Here is a 16,062-nt window from a genome sequence, read left to right as displayed (position 1 = left end):
TAAGACGGCCTATAAATCAGCAGACAATTGCAGCCAGACGGGACAGTTTCAAATGAACATCCACGAATATCAGGCCAAAGCCCTCCTTCGCAGCTACGGTGCTCCGGTGTCCGACGGACGCGTGGTGCTGCGGGCCGAAGAAGCCAAAACCGCCGCCGGTGAACTCGACGGCCCGCTGTGGGTGGTGAAGGCACAGATCCACGCAGGCGGCCGCGGCAAGGGCTCCTTCAAGGAGGCCGACGCCGGCGAGAAGGGCGGCGTGCGCCTGACCAAATCGGTGGAAGAAGCGGCCGAAGAAGCCAAAAAGATGCTGGGCCGCACCCTGGTCACCCATCAGACCGGCCCGGCCGGCAAGCAGGTGAACCGTATCTACATCGAAGCCGGCTCCGGCATCCAGACCGAGCTGTACCTGGCGCTGCTGGTTGACCGCCAGACCTCGCGCATTTCGTTTGTCTGCTCCACCGAGGGCGGCATGGACATCGAGGAAGTGGCCGCGGCCACTCCCGAGAAGATCCTGTCCTTCTCCGTTGATCCGGCCACCGGCTACCAGGCCTACCACGGCCGCCGCATCGCCTTCTCGCTGGGCCTCGAAGGCCAGCAGGTCAAGCAATGCGTCAAGCTGATGGGCCAGCTCTACAAGGCCTTCGTCGAGAAGGACATGGAGATGCTGGAGATCAACCCGCTGATCATCGCCGACGACGGCAACCTCAAGGTGCTGGACGCCAAGGTCGGCTTTGACGGCAACGCGGTCTACCGCCACGCCGACGTGGCTGAGCTGCGCGACACCACCGAGGAAGACCCGAAAGAGCTGGAAGCCTCCAAATACGACCTGAACTACATCGCACTGGATGGTGAAATCGGCTGCATGGTGAACGGTGCGGGCCTGGCGATGGCCACCATGGACATCATCAAGCTTTACGGCGCCGAGCCTGCCAACTTCCTCGACGTGGGCGGCGGCGCCACCAAGGAGAAGGTGACCGAGGCGTTCAAGATCATCACCTCCGACCCCAACGTCAAAGGCATCCTGGTCAACATCTTCGGCGGCATCATGCGCTGCGACGTGATCGCCGAGGGCGTGGTTGCCGCGGTCAAGGAAGTCGGCCTGAAGGTGCCGCTGGTGGTCCGCCTTGAGGGCACCAACGTCGAGAAGGGCAAGGAGATCATCAACACCTCCGGCCTCGACGTGATCGCCGCCGACAACCTGAAAGACGGCGCCGAAAAGATCGTGAAGGCGGTGAAGGGCTGAGCGTGTGAAACCGGCCCTGCTCCTAGCAGCACTGACGGCGGCCCTGGCCGCCGGATGTGCCAGACAGGGGCTGGGCCCGGACGCCTACGAGCTTGCCAATATCAAAGGTAGCAACATCGTGCCAAAGAGCAGCCCGACAGCTTTCGTCAAAGCCTTTGACAAATTCTGCGCCAAAGGCCCCGCTGATCCCCAGTCGGCAGAGCGGCTGTTGCGTGCGTCCAGCTATGTGCCTTTGCCGCGCAAGGCCCGAAATGGCGGGCGTGTCTACGTTGTCGACGACCGGCGCCCCGCCGTTGCTGTCTCGAGCCGCGGCTGCATGGTCCAATCCTATTCCAGAACCGGACAAACTGAGCGCGTCCGCCGCTACGTGGCAGAGACCTTTCCCGCGGCAGTCCGGGTTCCGGAAGACCAGCTTAGGAGGCACAAGCTTGAAGAAGCCTGGATCATTTCCGGCGACCAGCATGGTATCGTGGCAACCCGGCGGACAGTCGAAAGCGGCAATCACAGCAACTACGCTCTGGTACTTTACCGGACCAATGGTCCTGTGAGGTACTGACTGTGATTAATCCCGTGACATACAGCGGCGAGCTGCCCGGGCTCTTTTGGCTTTCAGCCCAGAAGGAGCCAAACCGATGAAAGCCGCCGTCTACCTCATAGGCTTGCAGCAGGCCACCGGCCGGGCAGCGCTGATGCAGCGGGAGCTGGATCAGGCCGGGCTTTCGGCTGAGCGCATTGATGCGGTGGACAGCACGCAGGTCAGCCGCGAGGAGATGCTGCAGCAGTGCCGCTCCGAAGGGCATTGGGGCTATTTCCAGACCAAGGACATGGCCTGCACCCTTAGCCATGCCAAGGCCTGGGAGGCGTTTCTGGCGTCAGACGCCGATGTCGCGCTGATCCTGGAAGATGACGTCTTCCTGTCGCCCGACACCGGCGCCTGGCTGGCGGATCTGTCCTGGTGGCCTGCGGATGCCGGCATCGTCAAGTTTGAGCGCTGGCGGGCCAACAGGCTGCAGGTGGCGCTTGGCAAGGAAAGCTTCACCCATCTGGGCCGCGAGGTGCGCCAGATGCTGTCCCGCCACGCCGGCGGCGCGGCATATGTGATCAGCCGGAAAGCTGCACAGCACCTGCTGGACAGCCGCCCGTTCTGCATCACGCTGGACAACCTGCTGTTCAACTTCGATGCCTCGCTGCCTGCACGTGGCATCACCGTCTATCAGGTGCAGCCCGCATTGGCCGAACAGGGCAATGAGGCACCGGGCGAAGTGGGCGTCGGCCCGCCGCGCTACCGGCCCAAGGGCTGGCCGCTGATCCGCCAGAAACTCCGGCGCGGGATATACGAATTCCGCGGCGGCTTCCGAATACTTCCCAGCGTGGTCCTGGGGCGGGCCACCCTCGAAAAAATCCGCTTCGACGGCCAGGCACTGGCCACCCCGCAGACCCAACACACACATACCGCTTGAAGGAACCGAAACATGGCAGTCCTCATCGACGAAAACACCAAGGTCATCTGTCAGGGCTTTACCGGCTCGCAGGGCACTTTCCACTCCGAACAGGCCATCGCCTACGGCACCAAGATGGTCGGCGGCGTAACCCCCGGCAAAGGCGGCCAGACCCACCTGAACCTGCCGGTGTTCAACTCCGTGCATGAAGCCAAGCATGTGACGGAGGCCAACGCCTCCGTGATCTACGTGCCGCCGCCGTTTGCCGCGGACTCGATCCTCGAGGCGATCGACGCCGAAATGGAAGTGATTGTCGCCATTACCGAGGGCATCCCGGTGCTCGACATGATGAAGGTGAAGCGCGCGCTGGAGAACTCCTCCTCGATCCTGATCGGCCCCAACTGCCCCGGCGTGATCACCCCCGACGCCTGCAAGATCGGCATTATGCCCGGCCACATCCACCGCCGCGGCTCTGTCGGCGTGGTGTCCCGCTCCGGCACCCTGACCTATGAGGCGGTGAAGCAGACCACCGACGTGGGCCTGGGCCAGTCGACCTGCGTCGGCATCGGCGGCGACCCGATCAAGGGCACTGAGCATATTGACGTGCTGGAATGGTTCCTGGCCGACGACGAGACCGAAAGCATCATCATGATCGGCGAAATCGGCGGCTCCGCCGAGGAAGAGGCCGCGCAGTTCCTGGCCGATGAGGCCAAGAAGGGCCGCAAAAAACCGGTTGCAGGCTTCATTGCCGGGCGCACCGCCCCTCCGGGCCGCCGCATGGGCCACGCGGGCGCCATTGTCGCCGGCGGCAAGGGCGGCGCCGAGGACAAGATCGAAGCGATGAAATCCGCAGGCATCGTGGTCGCCGAAAGCCCGGCCGGCCTGGGTGAAGCGGTGCTGAAAGCGATCGGCAAGTAAATGTCTCCCGCAGCGCGTCACGGCAGTGTCCAGCGCCCGTCCCGGCGGGGAGGGTGCGAAGCGCCCGCCCCGTTTTGCCGGAGGCAAACCTCCGGTTTGACGGGGGCGGGACGGGCGCTGCCCGGCGCGCTGCGCCGGGCGGGTTTCAGCCTCTGTGCCACCTGGGCCTTTCTCATGCCCGTCAGTGGTTCAGCCGCTCCAGCCGATCTTTCGGAAGCAACAATCCTTACCTGCTTGAAAGCAGATCCATCCCAAGATGCCTTAGTCGCAACTCTGGAAACGCTTGGATGGATTAAGACTTCCGCAAAAGAACTCAATGATGATCATATCCGATCCTTAGCAACCGGAGCACTTGAACATCATCTTGGATACGGAAAAGCCCCTGCAGCGCGCTGGAAAAGCATATGGGAAATCGCGTTGAGCTCCTCTCAGGGCAAGCGCAAACTTCAGGTTGTTCCAGATAGCCCAACTCTCACAACTTGGATGACGGTTCCTGGCTCGCCTAGCATTCTGGAACTGCAACTTGTGCGCCTTGGCCATCACCCAAGCCTGTCCTGCAAGCTGCACGCCTCTCGAGACATCTCGGAAGAAACGTTTTCAAAAGCTCAGCCTGCTCTTACCGCTCAAAACGCAAGGGCGATCAATCCGACCAGAGTGAAAAGCTACGGTTCAGGCAGAATCAACAGACGCTACTACGTGACTTACTTTTCGCCCCAGAGAATCTCGGAACTGACGGGCGCACCGATAGATATTATCGCCACCGCATACGTATTGAACTCCCTCGCAGAATAGGGCCACGACCAATGACCGACCAATCGCCCAACGACCTCTTCCACGCCTCCTCTTTCATGCAGGGGCACAATGCGGAGTATCTGGAGCAGCTTTATGCCCGTTACGCCAATGACCCGAACGCGGTGGATGCCGCCTGGGCCGAGTTTTTCCGCCAGATGGGCGACGCCGAACTGGACGTGAAGGCAGAGGCCAAGGGCCCCTCCTGGGCGCGCGGCGACTGGCCGCCGGCCCCCAATGACGATCTGACCGGCGCGCTGACCGGCGAATGGCCGGCCCCTGCCGAAGCCAAGGGCGCAGGCAAGAAGATCAAGGACAAGGCCGCCGCCAAGGGCGTCGAACTGACCGACGATCAGGTGCAGCGCGCGGTTCTGGACTCGATCCGCGCCCTGATGCTGATCCGCGCCTACCGGATCCGCGGCCATCTGGCGGCCGACCTGGATCCGCTTGGGATGCGCGCTGCGGCCTCCCATCCGGAACTGGACCCGAAATCCTACGGCTTTACTGATGCCGACATGGACCGGCCGATCTTTATTGACAACGTGCTGGGCCTGCAGGTCGCAACCATGCGCCAGATCGTGGAGATCGTGAAACGCACCTATTGCGGCACCTTTGCGCTGCAGTACATGCACATCTCCGACCCGGAGCAGGCCAGCTGGCTGAAGGAGCGGATCGAGGGCTACGACAAGGAAATCACCTTCACCCGCGAGGGGCGCAAGGCGATCCTGAACAAGATGGTCGAGGCCGAGGGTTTCGAGAAGTTCCTGCACGTCAAATACACCGGCACCAAGCGCTTTGGCCTCGATGGCGGCGAGAGCCTCATTCCGGCGATGGAGCAGATCATCAAGCGCGGCGGCGCACTGGGTGTGCGCGACATCGTGATCGGCATGCCGCACCGCGGCCGCCTCAACATCCTCGCCAATGTGATGCAGAAGCCTTACCGGGCGATCTTCAATGAATTCCAGGGCGGCAGCTTCAAGCCCGAGGACGTGGACGGCTCCGGCGACGTGAAATACCACCTTGGCGCCTCCTCCGACCGCGAGTTCGACGGCAACAACGTGCACCTCAGCCTGACCGCCAACCCCTCCCACCTGGAGGCGGTGAACCCGGTGGTCCTCGGCAAGGTCCGCGCCAAGCAGGACCAGCTGGGCGACACCGATCGCAGCCAGGTGCTGCCGATCCTGCTGCACGGGGACGCGGCCTTTGCAGGCCAGGGTGTGGTGGCGGAATGCTTTGCGCTGTCGGGCCTGCGCGGCCACAAGGCCGGCGGCACCATGCATATCGTGGTGAACAACCAGATCGGCTTCACCACCGCACCGCATTTCTCGCGCTCCTCCCCTTACCCGACCGACAACGCGCTGGTGGTTGAGGCGCCGATTTTCCACGTGAACGGCGACGACCCGGAGGCGGTTGTGCACGCCGCCAAGGTCGCCACCGAGTTCCGCCAGAAGTTCCACAAGGACGTGGTCATCGACATCTTCTGCTACCGCCGCTTCGGTCACAACGAAGGCGACGAGCCGATGTTCACCAACCCCTTGATGTACAAGAAGATCAAGGGTCATAAGACCACCCTCACCCTGTACACCGACCGGCTGGTCAAGGACGGGCTGATCCCCGAGGGCGAGATCGAGGACATGAAGGCCGCCTTCCAGGCGCATCTGAACGAAGAGTTCGAGACCGGCAAGAACTACAAGCCCAACAAGGCCGACTGGCTGGACGGGCGCTGGTCGCATCTGGACAAGAAGGACGCCGACTACCAGCGCGGCCGCACCGCGATCGAGCCGGACACCCTGGCCGATATCGGCCGCGCGCTGAGCCAGGTGCCAGAGGGCTTCCCGCTGCACAAGACCGTCGGCCGCGTCCTGGACGCCCGCGGCAAGATGTTCGAAACCGGCGAGGGTTTTGACTGGGCCACCGGCGAAGCGCTGGCCTTCGGCTCCCTGATGCTGGAAGGCTACCCGGTGCGCCTCGCAGGCCAGGACGCCACCCGCGGCACCTTCTCGCAGCGCCATTCCGGTATCGTCAACCAGGAGACCGAGGAGCGCTACTACCCGCTCAACAACATCCGCGCGGGCCAGTCGCAGTATGAGGTGATCGACTCGGCGCTCAGCGAATATGCGGTGCTGGGGTTTGAATACGGCTACTCGCTGGCGGAACCCAACGCGCTCACGCTATGGGAAGCCCAGTTCGGCGATTTCGCCAACGGCGCCCAGATCATGTTCGACCAGTTCATCTCGTCGGGCGAAAGCAAATGGCTGCGGATGTCGGGCCTCGTCTGCCTGCTGCCGCACGGGTTCGAGGGCCAGGGGCCGGAGCATTCCTCCGCCCGGCTGGAACGCTTCCTGCAGATGTGCGGCCAGGACAACTGGATCGTCGCCAACTGCACCACGCCGGCGAACTACTTCCACATCCTGCGCCGCCAGCTGCACCGCACCTTCCGCAAGCCGCTGATCATGATGACCCCGAAATCCCTGCTGCGCCACAAGCTGGCGGTCAGCAAGGCAGAGGAATTCACCACCGGCTCCAGCTTCCACCGGGTGCTGTGGGATGACGCCCAGCACGGCAACTCCGACACCCAGCTGGTGGCGGACGACAAGATCAAGCGTGTGGTGATGTGCTCGGGCAAGGTCTACTACGACCTGCTGGAAGAACGCGACGCCCGCGGCATCACCGACGTCTACCTGATGCGGGTGGAGCAGTTCTACCCGTTCCCCGCCATCTCGATGGTGAAGGAGCTGGAACGCTTCAAGCAGGCGGAAATGGTCTGGTGCCAGGAAGAGCCCAAGAACCAGGGCGCCTGGACCTTCATCGAGCCCAACATCGAATGGGTGCTGACCCGTATCGGCGCCAAGCACACCCGGCCCGTCTACGCAGGCCGCGCCACCTCGGCCTCGCCCGCAACCGGCCTGGCCAGCGAACACAAAGCCCAACAAGCAGCCCTCGTGAACGAAGCGCTGAGCATCTGAGGATAAAGAGACATGACAACCGAAGTCCGCGTACCCACCCTGGGCGAATCCGTGACCGAGGCCACCGTGGCCACCTGGTTCAAGAAGCCCGGCGACAGCGTCAATGCCGATGAAATGCTCTGCGAGCTGGAAACCGACAAGGTGACGGTCGAGGTTCCCTCGCCCGCCGCCGGCACCTTGGGCGAAATCGTTGCCGCAGAAGGCGACACCGTCGGCGTCGACGCGCTGCTGGCCACCCTGACCGAGGCCAACGGCGCTGCCGCAGCCCCGGCCGCCAAAGCGGCAGCACCGGCTCCGTCTGCTGCGTCCTCCGGCGGCGGCAGCGCCCCGGTGCCGGTCATGGTTCCCGCACTTGGCGAGTCGGTCTCAGAGGCAACCGTGTCCTCCTGGTTCAAAAAGGTGGGTGACACCGTCGCGCAGGATGAAATGCTGTGCGAGCTGGAAACCGACAAGGTCTCCGTCGAGGTGCCCGCGCCGGCCGCTGGCGTGCTGACTGAGATCATGGCTGCGGAAGGCGCCACCGTGCAGGCCTCCTCGCAGCTGGGCGTGATCGCCTCCGGCGCCGCCGGTGCCGCCGCCGCACCTGCCGCAGCCCCTGCCCCGGCCGCCGCTGCCGCCGGCTCCAAGGACGTCGCCAACGCGCCCTCCGCCGAGAAAGCCATGGCTGAGGCCGGCATCAGCGCCGATCAGGTTACCGGCTCGGGCCGCGACGGCCGCATCATGAAGGAAGACGTCGCCGCCGCCGTGGCCGCCGCCAAGGCAGCCCCTGCCGCCGCGCCTGCCCCGGCACCGGCCCAGGTCCGCGGCCCTGTCACCGCCGACGATGCCGCGCGCGAGGAACGGGTGAAGATGACCCGCCTGCGCCAGACCATCGCCAAGCGCCTGAAGGACAGCCAGAACACCGCGGCCATGCTGACCACCTACAACGAGGTCGACATGACCGAGGTGATGGCGCTGCGCAACGAGTACAAGGACCTGTTCCTGAAGAAGCACGGCGTGAAACTGGGCTTCATGTCCTTCTTCACCAAGGCCTGCTGCCACGCGCTGAAGGAAGTGCCGGAAGTCAACGCCGAGATCGACGGCACCGACATCGTCTACAAGAACTACGTCCACATGGGCATCGCCGCAGGCACGCCCACGGGCCTGGTGGTGCCGGTGATCCGCGACGCCGACGCAATGTCCTTTGCCACCATCGAGAAGGCGATTGCCGAAAAAGGCGCCCGCGCCCGCGACGGCAAGCTGTCCATGGCGGAAATGCAGGGCGGCACCTTCACCATCTCCAACGGCGGCGTCTACGGCTCGCTGATGTCCTCGCCGATCCTGAACCCGCCGCAGTCCGGAATCCTGGGCATGCACAAGATCCAGGACCGCCCGATGGCGATCAATGGCAAGGTGGAAATCCGCCCGATGATGTATCTGGCGCTGAGCTATGACCACCGCATCGTCGACGGCAAAGGCGCCGTGACCTTCCTGGTCCGCGTCAAGGAAGCGCTGGAGGATCCGCGCCGTCTGCTGATGGATTTGTAAGCTAAAGCAAGGGGCCGCTCGGTTGTATACTGGGCGGCCGTATTTGCGGAGATACGTTTTGAGAAATTTTCCAGCAGTCAGCCAGAAGGAGATCCGAAAAGCTTGGTTTCTCCAACTGACAAAATTCCCATTGTATGCCTTTGGATTGATCTATTCGCTGTCCAATATTTTGTCGGTCAGCCTCTTAGAAACACAGCCTAACGGTCCAAAGTGGTTTACCGTGTACGCGCTATGCACCTGTGTGTCGATTTTCTGCTACAAATCCGACCTAATGGTGGCCGCGTACAAAGCCCACCATTTTCTGGGGTCCATTTTTGGCGAAGCCCGGCTTTTAGTTGAAGTTGCGATCTTGGTTCCCCTGACCTGTGCAGGGCTAGACTATGCATATAACGCAGGCTTTTCCGACTCAGTCTTGCTTCCAACTGTGTCAAGTCTGCTTGCAGCACCGTACTTTGCGCTTCTTCTTTATGGCAATACAAACGGCATTTTGGCTCCGTTTTTGCCTGCAGCTTTCAAAAAGGAACTGAAGTCTTTGGCGCGGAAAAAGAGGACATGACTCTCCCGCTCTGGGGCCTTGTCTGCCTCTCGATCCTCGCCCTGATCCACGTGAACTGCGACAGCTTCCTCTTGAAGCTCTCGGTCGGCAACGCGTGGACCGCAGGCCCGCGCGACACATCCGTCTCCCGCGGCGCGCTGGCGGGCCGGGCGCGGCGCGCCTTCACCAATTTCCTGGAAACCGCCCCGGTCTTCATCGCCCTGGCGCTGGTGGCAGAACTGGCGAGCCTGCACAGCGCGCTGATCTCCGCCGGGATCTGCACATACCTCGGGGGCCGCGCCCTCTACCTGCCCGCCTACCTCAGCGGAGTGCCCTACCTGCGCACCGCCATCTGGCTGATTGCCACCAGCGGCCTTGCGGCAATGCTCGCGGGGGTGCTCCTCGCATGAGCTTTCACCTTTGCAAAAATACTCCGGGGGGTGAGGCCCGTCTTGGAAACCGTCCAGTGGACGGTTTCAGGGCCGAACGGGGCGGAGCCCCATTGCGCATGGGCCGGGGGCAGCGCCCCCTTTCTGAAAACCTGACCACCGAACCCGCCTTATTTGAGTGGAATCAAAGCGCTCCCCGCCCCATCCGGTGCATCCTGCCTGCAATACGGACAAAGGAGTAACACCGATGGCAACCCATGTTCTCTGGCAGGCCGATGTGGCCGATTTCGACGCCTGGCTCACCGTGTTCCGGCAGGACAAGCGCAACCGGCAGGCCGCGGGCATCACCGATCTGAACGTCTGGAGCGATCCGGACCGGAAAAACCACGCCGTGGCGCTGTTCGCGACTACCGATCCGGAGAAGGCCCGCGCCTTCTTCGGCTCGGAAGAGCTTGCCATGCACCTTGAACGCGACGGGGTCACCAATATCTCGATCAAGATGTTGACCCCCGTCTGATCATCAGACCACTATCCCCTAATGCGTGTTCCGCTGAACGGAACCGGGGAGAAACGAGGAAAACCGACCCATGTCCCAATATGACGTCATCGTAATCGGCGCCGGCCCCGGCGGCTATGTCTGCGCCATCCGCTGCGCCCAGCTGGGACTTAAGACAGCTGTTGTCGAAGGCCGCGAGACCCTCGGCGGCACCTGCCTGAACGTGGGCTGCATTCCCTCCAAGGCGCTGCTGCATTCGACCCATCTGCTGCATGAGGCAGAGCACAACTTTGCCCATATGGGTCTCAAGGGCAAAAGCCCCTCGGTCGACTGGGACCAGATGAAGGCCTACAAGGACGAGGTGATCGGCCAGAACACCGGCGGCATCGAGTTCCTGTTCAAGAAGAACAAGATCGACTGGATCAAGGGCTGGGCCTCCATTCCGGCGGCCGGCAAGGTGCAGGTCGGCGATGAGGTGCACGAGGCCAGGAACATCGTGATCGCCTCCGGCTCGGTGCCTGCCTCCATCCCGGGCGTGGAGATCGACGAGAAGATCGTGGTCTCCTCCACCGGTGCGCTGGAACTGCCGAAGATCCCCAAGAAACTGGCGGTGATCGGCGCCGGAGTGATCGGTCTGGAGCTGGGGTCTGTCTATGCCCGCCTCGGGTCGGAAGTGACCGTGGTCGAGTACATGGACGCAGTCTGCCCGGGCATGGACAAGGACGTGCAGCGCTCCTTCAAGCGGATCCTGGAAAAGCAGGGGCTCAACATCATCCTGGGCGCCGCGGTGCAGGGGGTGGAGACCTCCAAGACCAAGGCCAAAGTTAAATACCAGCCCAAGAAGGGCGGCGACGAGGTGGTGCTGGACGCCGATGTGGTGCTGGTGGCAACCGGCCGCAAACCCTACTCCGAGGGGCTGGGACTGGATGCGCTGGGGATCAAGATGACCGAGCGCGGCCAGATCGCCACCGACGATCACTGGCGCACCAGCCTGCCCGGCATCTACGCCATCGGCGACGTGATCGAAGGCCCGATGCTGGCCCACAAGGCAGAGGATGAAGGCATGGCTGTGGCCGAGGTGATTGCCGGCAAGCATGGCCATGTGAACTATGGCGTCATTCCGGGCGTCGTCTACACCACACCCGAGGTGGCCACTGTCGGTGCGACCGAGGACGCGCTGAAGGCCGAGGGCAAGAAGATCAAGACCGGCAAGTTCATGTTCATGGGCAATGCCCGCGCCAAGGCGGTGAATCAGGCCGAGGGCGGTTTTGTCAAGATCATCACCGATACGGAAACCGACCGCATCCTGGGCGCCGCCATCATCGGCCCGGCAGCGGGCGACATGATCCATGAGCTGTGCGTGGCAATGGAATTCGGCGCCTCTGCCGAGGATGTGGCGCTGACCTGCCACGCCCACCCGACTTACTCCGAAGCCGTGCGCGAAGCCGCGCTGGCCTGCGGCGACGGGCCGATCCACAGCTGAGCAGCGCCCCAAGAAGAAAGTTCAGGGCAGCCCTTCGGGGCTGCCCTTTTAGTTTTGCATGGAAGCAAATCAGCATATGACTGGGGCAGCTATTCTTCTTCAGGAGACATTCCCATGCCCGTTTCATTGCAAGTCATCTACCCGGCTGCCGAAGGCAAAACCTTCGACTACGCTTACTACGCCGGCACCCACATGCAGATCGTGGACCAGCACATGGGGCCGCACATCCAATCGGCTGTGGTGACCAAGGGGCTGGCAGGCGGGCCGGACATCGCGCCGCCGTTCTTTGCCATCGCCACATTGGTCTTTGCCGATCAGGCCGCGATGGACGCGGCAATGAAGGCCGCAGGGCCTGCGCTGGACGACATTCCGAATTTTACCGATGTGCAGCCGCAGGTATTGGTTGGCGAAGTGATCCGCTGACCGCCCCGGCCGGCGCCGGTTTCTCTCCGCGCCCTGGCGGCGCGGTTATCCGGCATCCGTCCGGCTTCTGCGTCCTGTTGTTTTGCCGTTCCGCTTCAGGCGGCGCGCGGCTTTGACGAAGGGGATGGAGTAAAGCTTCCAGCAGGTGTGGCTCTGTTGCACAAATTCCGTGTGGGATTCATCTCATGAATCCAGCGTGGTAGCTGGGATGCATGAGCAGACCTGCACCCCCGACCTACAGGACCAGGAACTGGCCAGCCTACAATAGAGCGCTCAAGCGCCGCGGCTCGCTGACGATCTGGTTTGACCCTGAGATGAGCTGGGATGCCGCGCCGACAGGCAAGCGTGGCCGCCAGCAGACCTACAGCGATGCCTCCATCCAGGCATGCCTTTCGATGAAGGTGCTGTTCGGCATGGCGCTTCGGCAGACGACAGGCTTCGTCGAGAGCCTGTTGCGGCTGGTCGGCCTCGACTGGTCGGTGCCCGACTTCAGCACGCTGAGCCGCCGTCAGAAGACCCTGGCCGTGAACATCCCGTATCGCGGGTCGAAGGGCCCACTGCACCTGCTGATCCCCTCTCGTGACATCACTGCGTGATGCACTGCCGGGCAGCGGACAGCACGGGCATCAAGGTCGAGGGCGAAGGCGAGCGGCACGCCCGCAAGCATGGCGGTCCCAAGCGGCGCGTCTGGCGCAAGATCCACTTGGGGATTGATGAGGAAACGCTGGAGGTTCGGGCCGTAGAGATCACAGGGACCATATCGGCGATGCGCCGGTGTTACCCGGCCTGCTCAACCAGATCCCGGCGTACGAGCAGATCAGCAGCGTCACTGCCGACGGTGCCTGCGACACCCGCAAATGCCACGATGCAATCGCTGACCGCGGCGCCCACGCTGTCATCCCGCCCCGCAAGAACGCCAAACCGTGGAAGACCGTCACCGCCGGCGCGGTCGCACGAAACGAAGCACTGCGGGCATCGAAATACCTCGGTCGTGCCCTCTGGCGACGATGGAGCGGATACCACCGCCGAAGCCGCGTCGAAACGAAGATGCATTGCGTGAAACTGCTGGGGCAGCGCCTCATGGCGCGGGACTTCGACCGACAGGTCGCGGAGCTTCAGGTCCGTATCGCCGTTCTGAACGGCTACACTGCGCTCGGCATCCCTGTCACAGAGCCCGTGGGATAAGTCTGCTGTAGGACCCACCTGAAATACGCCATTGGGGTCACTCGAAAAAAATTTAAGTCATTGAAATAACTAAATATAAATAATGCCCTCCGAACTTCGGGCGGCCAGTCTGACCTTTTGGCACAGGACAAATGACCATCGATTTTGCAAGAAAATGCCGCCTTTCGGCGGCATCGATTTCAAAGTCGGTGGTGTCGGGATCAAACCGTGGGCAGGTCTACCCTTTCATAGATGGCGGCACCGAACTCCTTTGAATCCCAGATCGGCTTGACCCCGCGTTCCCGAAGCAACTTCTCGATGGCGAGCGGTCGCACGCCCATGATCAAGGGCAGCCTCTTCTTGGCCACGTATTTCTGCCGAAAGTTCTCCAGCGCCGCTGGCGAAACCCAGACGTCCTCGCCGTAAGGCTCGGATGCGATCAGCGGTTCTGCCTTGGGATGGCAGAATACTCGGCGGCCTCGTGAGGGGTCGAACCCGAAGATGATGAGCGCCAACTCCCCGCTCATCCCAGGACGGGGAAGCGCAAGCTTCGACTTGATCTCCCGAGGATCCACGAGAACGGCCGACAGGCTAGGGGAACCAGCCAAACGGCATGCACGCTGCAAGCGCCCCTGCAGCAACATCGATAGAATGACGGACAGCTTTACCCTCCCCTTCTCTGCAGCCTTGGCGAGCGTCACCATGGTCGTCGGTTTCTCCGCGACTTCAGGAAGGCGCGCCTGCATCCCCTCAAGGAAAGCCGCCATCTCCAGCCCATCGACCGCCTTGCTCATCTTGCTGGAAGCCGCCTCGACCCCCGTCAGCCGCGTGAGTGCACCGATTTCAAGAAGGGCTGAGACCATGGGGCGGGACGCCCCCAGCAACCCCGGCAAACGGCTGACCGGCACTGCATGCTTCAGCATTCGAATGGACGGGCGCGCATCATCGTAGCGCAGGAAGATATGGCCGCACGGGGCCTCCCGGTCAGAGGCGGAGATGACCCCTTGGTCGGCGAGCAGGTTCCGGAGCGTCCTCGGATGTACGAGTTCTCCGGCTGCGATCTTCGCCACACTGCTGACACGGGGGGCCTCAACAGGGCTGCCCAAGAGGATCTGACCTTTCGTCAGGGGGGCCGTATCGAGGATGGGCTCTTGAAGAAGGGCGCGGATGGGCCCGGGATCCTTCGAAAACCGCGATGCGGACATCCAAGCGTAGAGCATGCCATAAGCTGTTTTGGGGTGAGTGGGGCCAGGTTTGGTCTCGGCGCGTTTCAGTAGATCCATAAAGGTGGCGCGGATCGCCGTCTCTCCCTCGCTCACCGCCGCCCACCCCGCGCGTCCGGCTTCATCCCACATGTTTTCGGTCATGTTGGAGGCTTTCTGCTCGGATCCGAACGCGATGACCGCGCCCAGCATTTCGGTGGCACGGACGGCCTGCTCGATCCCTTGGCCCTCGAGCCATGCGGGGCCAGAAGCGCCCGCCAGTCTGGCAACTACATATCCTTGCAACGGCGAGGCCTGACGTCCAACCGCCAAGGCATCGCTCTGCCAAGGCAACGCTTGAAGTTCATGCGCACCGTCGTCCCAATTCCCGCCGCGGTGACTGAGCAAAGGGATCTGATGCACGGGACAGACCCTGACCACGGACAGGGTCCAGATCAACCGATGCCGCCACATGGCGGCGGGACGCGCAACACCCGCGGCATCCTCCGCCAAACAGGAAGGACAAAAGCGGGTAACCGGCCCAGTCACTGAGGCTCCCCCACTGAAGTGGTCCTCCGCTATGTTTAGTAAAACGGAGGAAACGCATGGCCAACAAGCGACCGACGCCAGAAGAGATTGTCACGAAGTTGCGGCAGGTTGAGATACTGACCGCGCAAGGAATGCCGCGTCTGGATGCGATCCGGCAGATTGGCGTGACTGAACAGACCTATTACCGCTGGAAGATCGGAGCATCGCAGCGCCACTGGTTCGAGCGCGATGCGAAGGGTACGGTGGAATGAATGGGCACTGATCAATTGAGGGAACTGAAGCGGCTTCAGAAAGAGAACGAGCGGCTGCGCGCGCGGCCATAACCTCTCAGCGGCCAATCTTCCCGACGTGCTATGGCCCGGAGTTCGTTGCGCAGGCCGTGCAGGACTGGATCAAAGCCGTCGGTGCAAAGACGGCTTACATCGAACCCGGCTCACCCTGGGAGAACGGATACTGTGAAAGCTTCAACGCCCGGTTCAGGGATGAGTTCTTGAATGGCGAAATCTTCTACAGCCTGCGAGAAGCTCAAATCCTGATCGAAGAATGGAGGAAACACTACAACACGAAACGCCCACATAGTGCTCTGGGCTACCGCCCTCCGGCCCCGGAAACCATCGTCCAGATGGACCAAAGGCCGGTCATGCACTAACAATCAAATTGGACCGCTCAAGTGGGGCTGATCACCGCAACTCACCCAGTTTCTGTTTAACCTGCTGCGCCCGGAAGCGTGTCAGACCATCCTCACGTATGATGTCGGCGAGATCTGCACTCAGGCGCTCAATCAGAGGATACCAGCCCTCGCCACAGGCGAAGCCCCAAGCGAGGCTTGTCTTCTTGATGCTCCAAGGCGGAGGCCCATACACCTCGGGAAACCGCTCCGTGATGCGCTGCGCTTCAACAGTGATGTAATGATTTCGGCTGGCCATATGCGGCTCC

15 protein-coding genes and 3 pseudogenes are annotated in these 16,062 nt (G+C 62.5%); 15 read left to right on the top strand and 3 right to left on the bottom strand.

What is annotated here, in order from left to right; all coding sequences use genetic code 11:
* Positions 1–52: 52 nt before the first annotated feature.
* The 13 genes and pseudogenes from sucC to K3725_RS04285 all read left to right on the top strand — a co-directional run bounded on the left by sucC (position 53) and on the right by K3725_RS04285 (position 13,396).
* The gene (gene sucC, locus K3725_RS04345) at positions 53–1,246 is read left to right on the top strand and encodes an ADP-forming succinate--CoA ligase subunit beta (protein ID WP_260017631.1); all 1,194 of its coding nucleotides are present in this window, start codon (positions 53–55) and stop codon (positions 1,244–1,246) included.
* A gap of 4 nt (positions 1,247–1,250) precedes the next feature.
* Positions 1,251–1,802: a hypothetical protein gene (locus tag K3725_RS04340; RefSeq protein WP_260017630.1), complete on the top strand. Its 552-nt coding sequence runs from the start codon at positions 1,251–1,253 to the stop codon at positions 1,800–1,802.
* Positions 1,803–1,878: 76 nt separating this feature from the next.
* A complete protein-coding gene (locus tag K3725_RS04335; RefSeq protein WP_260017629.1) occupies positions 1,879–2,706 on the top strand; it encodes a glycosyltransferase family 25 protein in 828 nt (275 codons plus the stop codon).
* Positions 2,707–2,718: 12 nt separating this feature from the next.
* Positions 2,719–3,603: a succinate--CoA ligase subunit alpha gene (gene sucD, locus K3725_RS04330; RefSeq protein ID WP_039181809.1), complete on the top strand. Its 885-nt coding sequence runs from the start codon at positions 2,719–2,721 to the stop codon at positions 3,601–3,603.
* A 174-nt stretch (positions 3,604–3,777) separates the two neighbouring features.
* Positions 3,778–4,395 (top strand): hypothetical protein, encoded by a 618-nt coding sequence (locus tag K3725_RS04325; RefSeq protein ID WP_260017628.1) that lies wholly within the window; start codon positions 3,778–3,780, stop codon positions 4,393–4,395.
* 11 nt (positions 4,396–4,406) lie between these two features.
* Entirely contained in the window at positions 4,407–7,358 is a 2,952-nt protein-coding gene (locus K3725_RS04320) for a 2-oxoglutarate dehydrogenase E1 component (RefSeq protein WP_260017627.1), read from the top strand.
* 12 nt (positions 7,359–7,370) lie between these two features.
* Complete coding sequence (gene odhB, locus K3725_RS04315) at positions 7,371–8,885, top strand: 2-oxoglutarate dehydrogenase complex dihydrolipoyllysine-residue succinyltransferase (protein ID WP_260017626.1); 1,515 nt, start codon at positions 7,371–7,373, stop codon at positions 8,883–8,885.
* Between the two features lie 58 nt (positions 8,886–8,943).
* The gene (locus K3725_RS04310; RefSeq protein WP_260017625.1) at positions 8,944–9,441 is read left to right on the top strand and encodes a hypothetical protein; all 498 of its coding nucleotides are present in this window, start codon (positions 8,944–8,946) and stop codon (positions 9,439–9,441) included.
* Positions 9,438–9,830, top strand: a complete 393-nt coding sequence (locus K3725_RS04305) for an MAPEG family protein (protein WP_260017624.1) — start codon at positions 9,438–9,440, stop codon at positions 9,828–9,830. Before K3725_RS04310 ends, K3725_RS04305 begins: the two co-directional genes overlap by 4 nt.
* Before the next feature lie 226 nt (positions 9,831–10,056).
* Positions 10,057–10,326: a hypothetical protein gene (locus K3725_RS04300; RefSeq protein WP_260017623.1), complete on the top strand. Its 270-nt coding sequence runs from the start codon at positions 10,057–10,059 to the stop codon at positions 10,324–10,326.
* A 70-nt stretch (positions 10,327–10,396) separates the two neighbouring features.
* Positions 10,397–11,788, top strand: coding sequence for a dihydrolipoyl dehydrogenase (lpdA, locus tag K3725_RS04295; RefSeq protein WP_260017622.1), 1,392 nt, complete (start codon positions 10,397–10,399; stop codon positions 11,786–11,788).
* Positions 11,789–11,902: 114 nt separating this feature from the next.
* Entirely contained in the window at positions 11,903–12,211 is a 309-nt protein-coding gene (locus tag K3725_RS04290; protein WP_260017621.1) for an EthD family reductase, read from the top strand.
* 212 nt (positions 12,212–12,423) lie between these two features.
* Positions 12,424–13,396, top strand: a pseudogene (locus K3725_RS04285) (IS5 family transposase).
* A 200-nt stretch (positions 13,397–13,596) separates the two neighbouring features.
* On the opposite strand, the gene K3725_RS04280 reads toward K3725_RS04285, so the two are convergent.
* Positions 13,597–15,036, bottom strand: a complete 1,440-nt coding sequence (locus tag K3725_RS04280) for a hypothetical protein (protein ID WP_260017620.1) — start codon at positions 15,034–15,036, stop codon at positions 13,597–13,599.
* A gap of 3 nt (positions 15,037–15,039) precedes the next feature.
* Positions 15,040–15,126, bottom strand: a pseudogene (locus K3725_RS22615) (hypothetical protein); the annotation flags it as partial.
* A 56-nt stretch (positions 15,127–15,182) separates the two neighbouring features.
* On the opposite strand from K3725_RS22615, the gene K3725_RS04275 reads away from it, so the two are divergent.
* Together K3725_RS04275 and K3725_RS04270 are read left to right on the top strand one after the other, a co-directional pair.
* The gene (locus tag K3725_RS04275) at positions 15,183–15,377 is read left to right on the top strand and encodes a hypothetical protein (RefSeq protein ID WP_260017619.1); all 195 of its coding nucleotides are present in this window, start codon (positions 15,183–15,185) and stop codon (positions 15,375–15,377) included.
* 104 nt (positions 15,378–15,481) lie between these two features.
* Positions 15,482–15,775: pseudogene (locus K3725_RS04270) on the top strand (transposase); the annotation flags it as partial.
* A gap of 31 nt (positions 15,776–15,806) precedes the next feature.
* Here the strand turns inward: K3725_RS04270 and K3725_RS04265 are convergent.
* Complete coding sequence (locus K3725_RS04265) at positions 15,807–16,052, bottom strand: hypothetical protein (protein ID WP_260017618.1); 246 nt, start codon at positions 16,050–16,052, stop codon at positions 15,807–15,809.
* Between the last annotated feature and the right edge of the window lie 10 nt (positions 16,053–16,062).

The sequence above is a fragment of the Leisingera sp. S132 genome, from assembly GCF_025144465.1.
GTDB lineage: Bacteria > Pseudomonadota > Alphaproteobacteria > Rhodobacterales > Rhodobacteraceae > Leisingera.
This window is presented reverse-complemented; position numbering and strand designations above follow the sequence as displayed.

Excerpts from the sequence above, each read along its gene's own strand:
- K3725_RS04305 (WP_260017624.1), top strand. The coding sequence starts at position 9,438 with ATGACTCTCCCGCTCTGGGGCCTTGTCTGCCTCTCGATCCTCGCCCTG.
- K3725_RS04265 (WP_260017618.1), bottom strand. The coding sequence starts at position 16,052 with ATGGCCAGCCGAAATCATTACATCACTGTTGAAGCGCAGCGCATCACG.
- K3725_RS04275 (WP_260017619.1), top strand. The coding sequence starts at position 15,183 with ATGGCCAACAAGCGACCGACGCCAGAAGAGATTGTCACGAAGTTGCGG.
- sucD (WP_039181809.1), top strand. The coding sequence starts at position 2,719 with ATGGCAGTCCTCATCGACGAAAACACCAAGGTCATCTGTCAGGGCTTT.
- K3725_RS04335 (WP_260017629.1), top strand. The coding sequence starts at position 1,879 with ATGAAAGCCGCCGTCTACCTCATAGGCTTGCAGCAGGCCACCGGCCGG.
- K3725_RS04320 (WP_260017627.1), top strand. The coding sequence starts at position 4,407 with ATGACCGACCAATCGCCCAACGACCTCTTCCACGCCTCCTCTTTCATG.
- K3725_RS04290 (WP_260017621.1), top strand. The coding sequence starts at position 11,903 with ATGCCCGTTTCATTGCAAGTCATCTACCCGGCTGCCGAAGGCAAAACC.
- lpdA (WP_260017622.1), top strand. The coding sequence starts at position 10,397 with ATGTCCCAATATGACGTCATCGTAATCGGCGCCGGCCCCGGCGGCTAT.
- odhB (WP_260017626.1), top strand. The coding sequence starts at position 7,371 with ATGACAACCGAAGTCCGCGTACCCACCCTGGGCGAATCCGTGACCGAG.
- K3725_RS04300 (WP_260017623.1), top strand. The coding sequence starts at position 10,057 with ATGGCAACCCATGTTCTCTGGCAGGCCGATGTGGCCGATTTCGACGCC.
- sucC (WP_260017631.1), top strand. The coding sequence starts at position 53 with ATGAACATCCACGAATATCAGGCCAAAGCCCTCCTTCGCAGCTACGGT.
- K3725_RS04325 (WP_260017628.1), top strand. The coding sequence starts at position 3,778 with ATGCCCGTCAGTGGTTCAGCCGCTCCAGCCGATCTTTCGGAAGCAACA.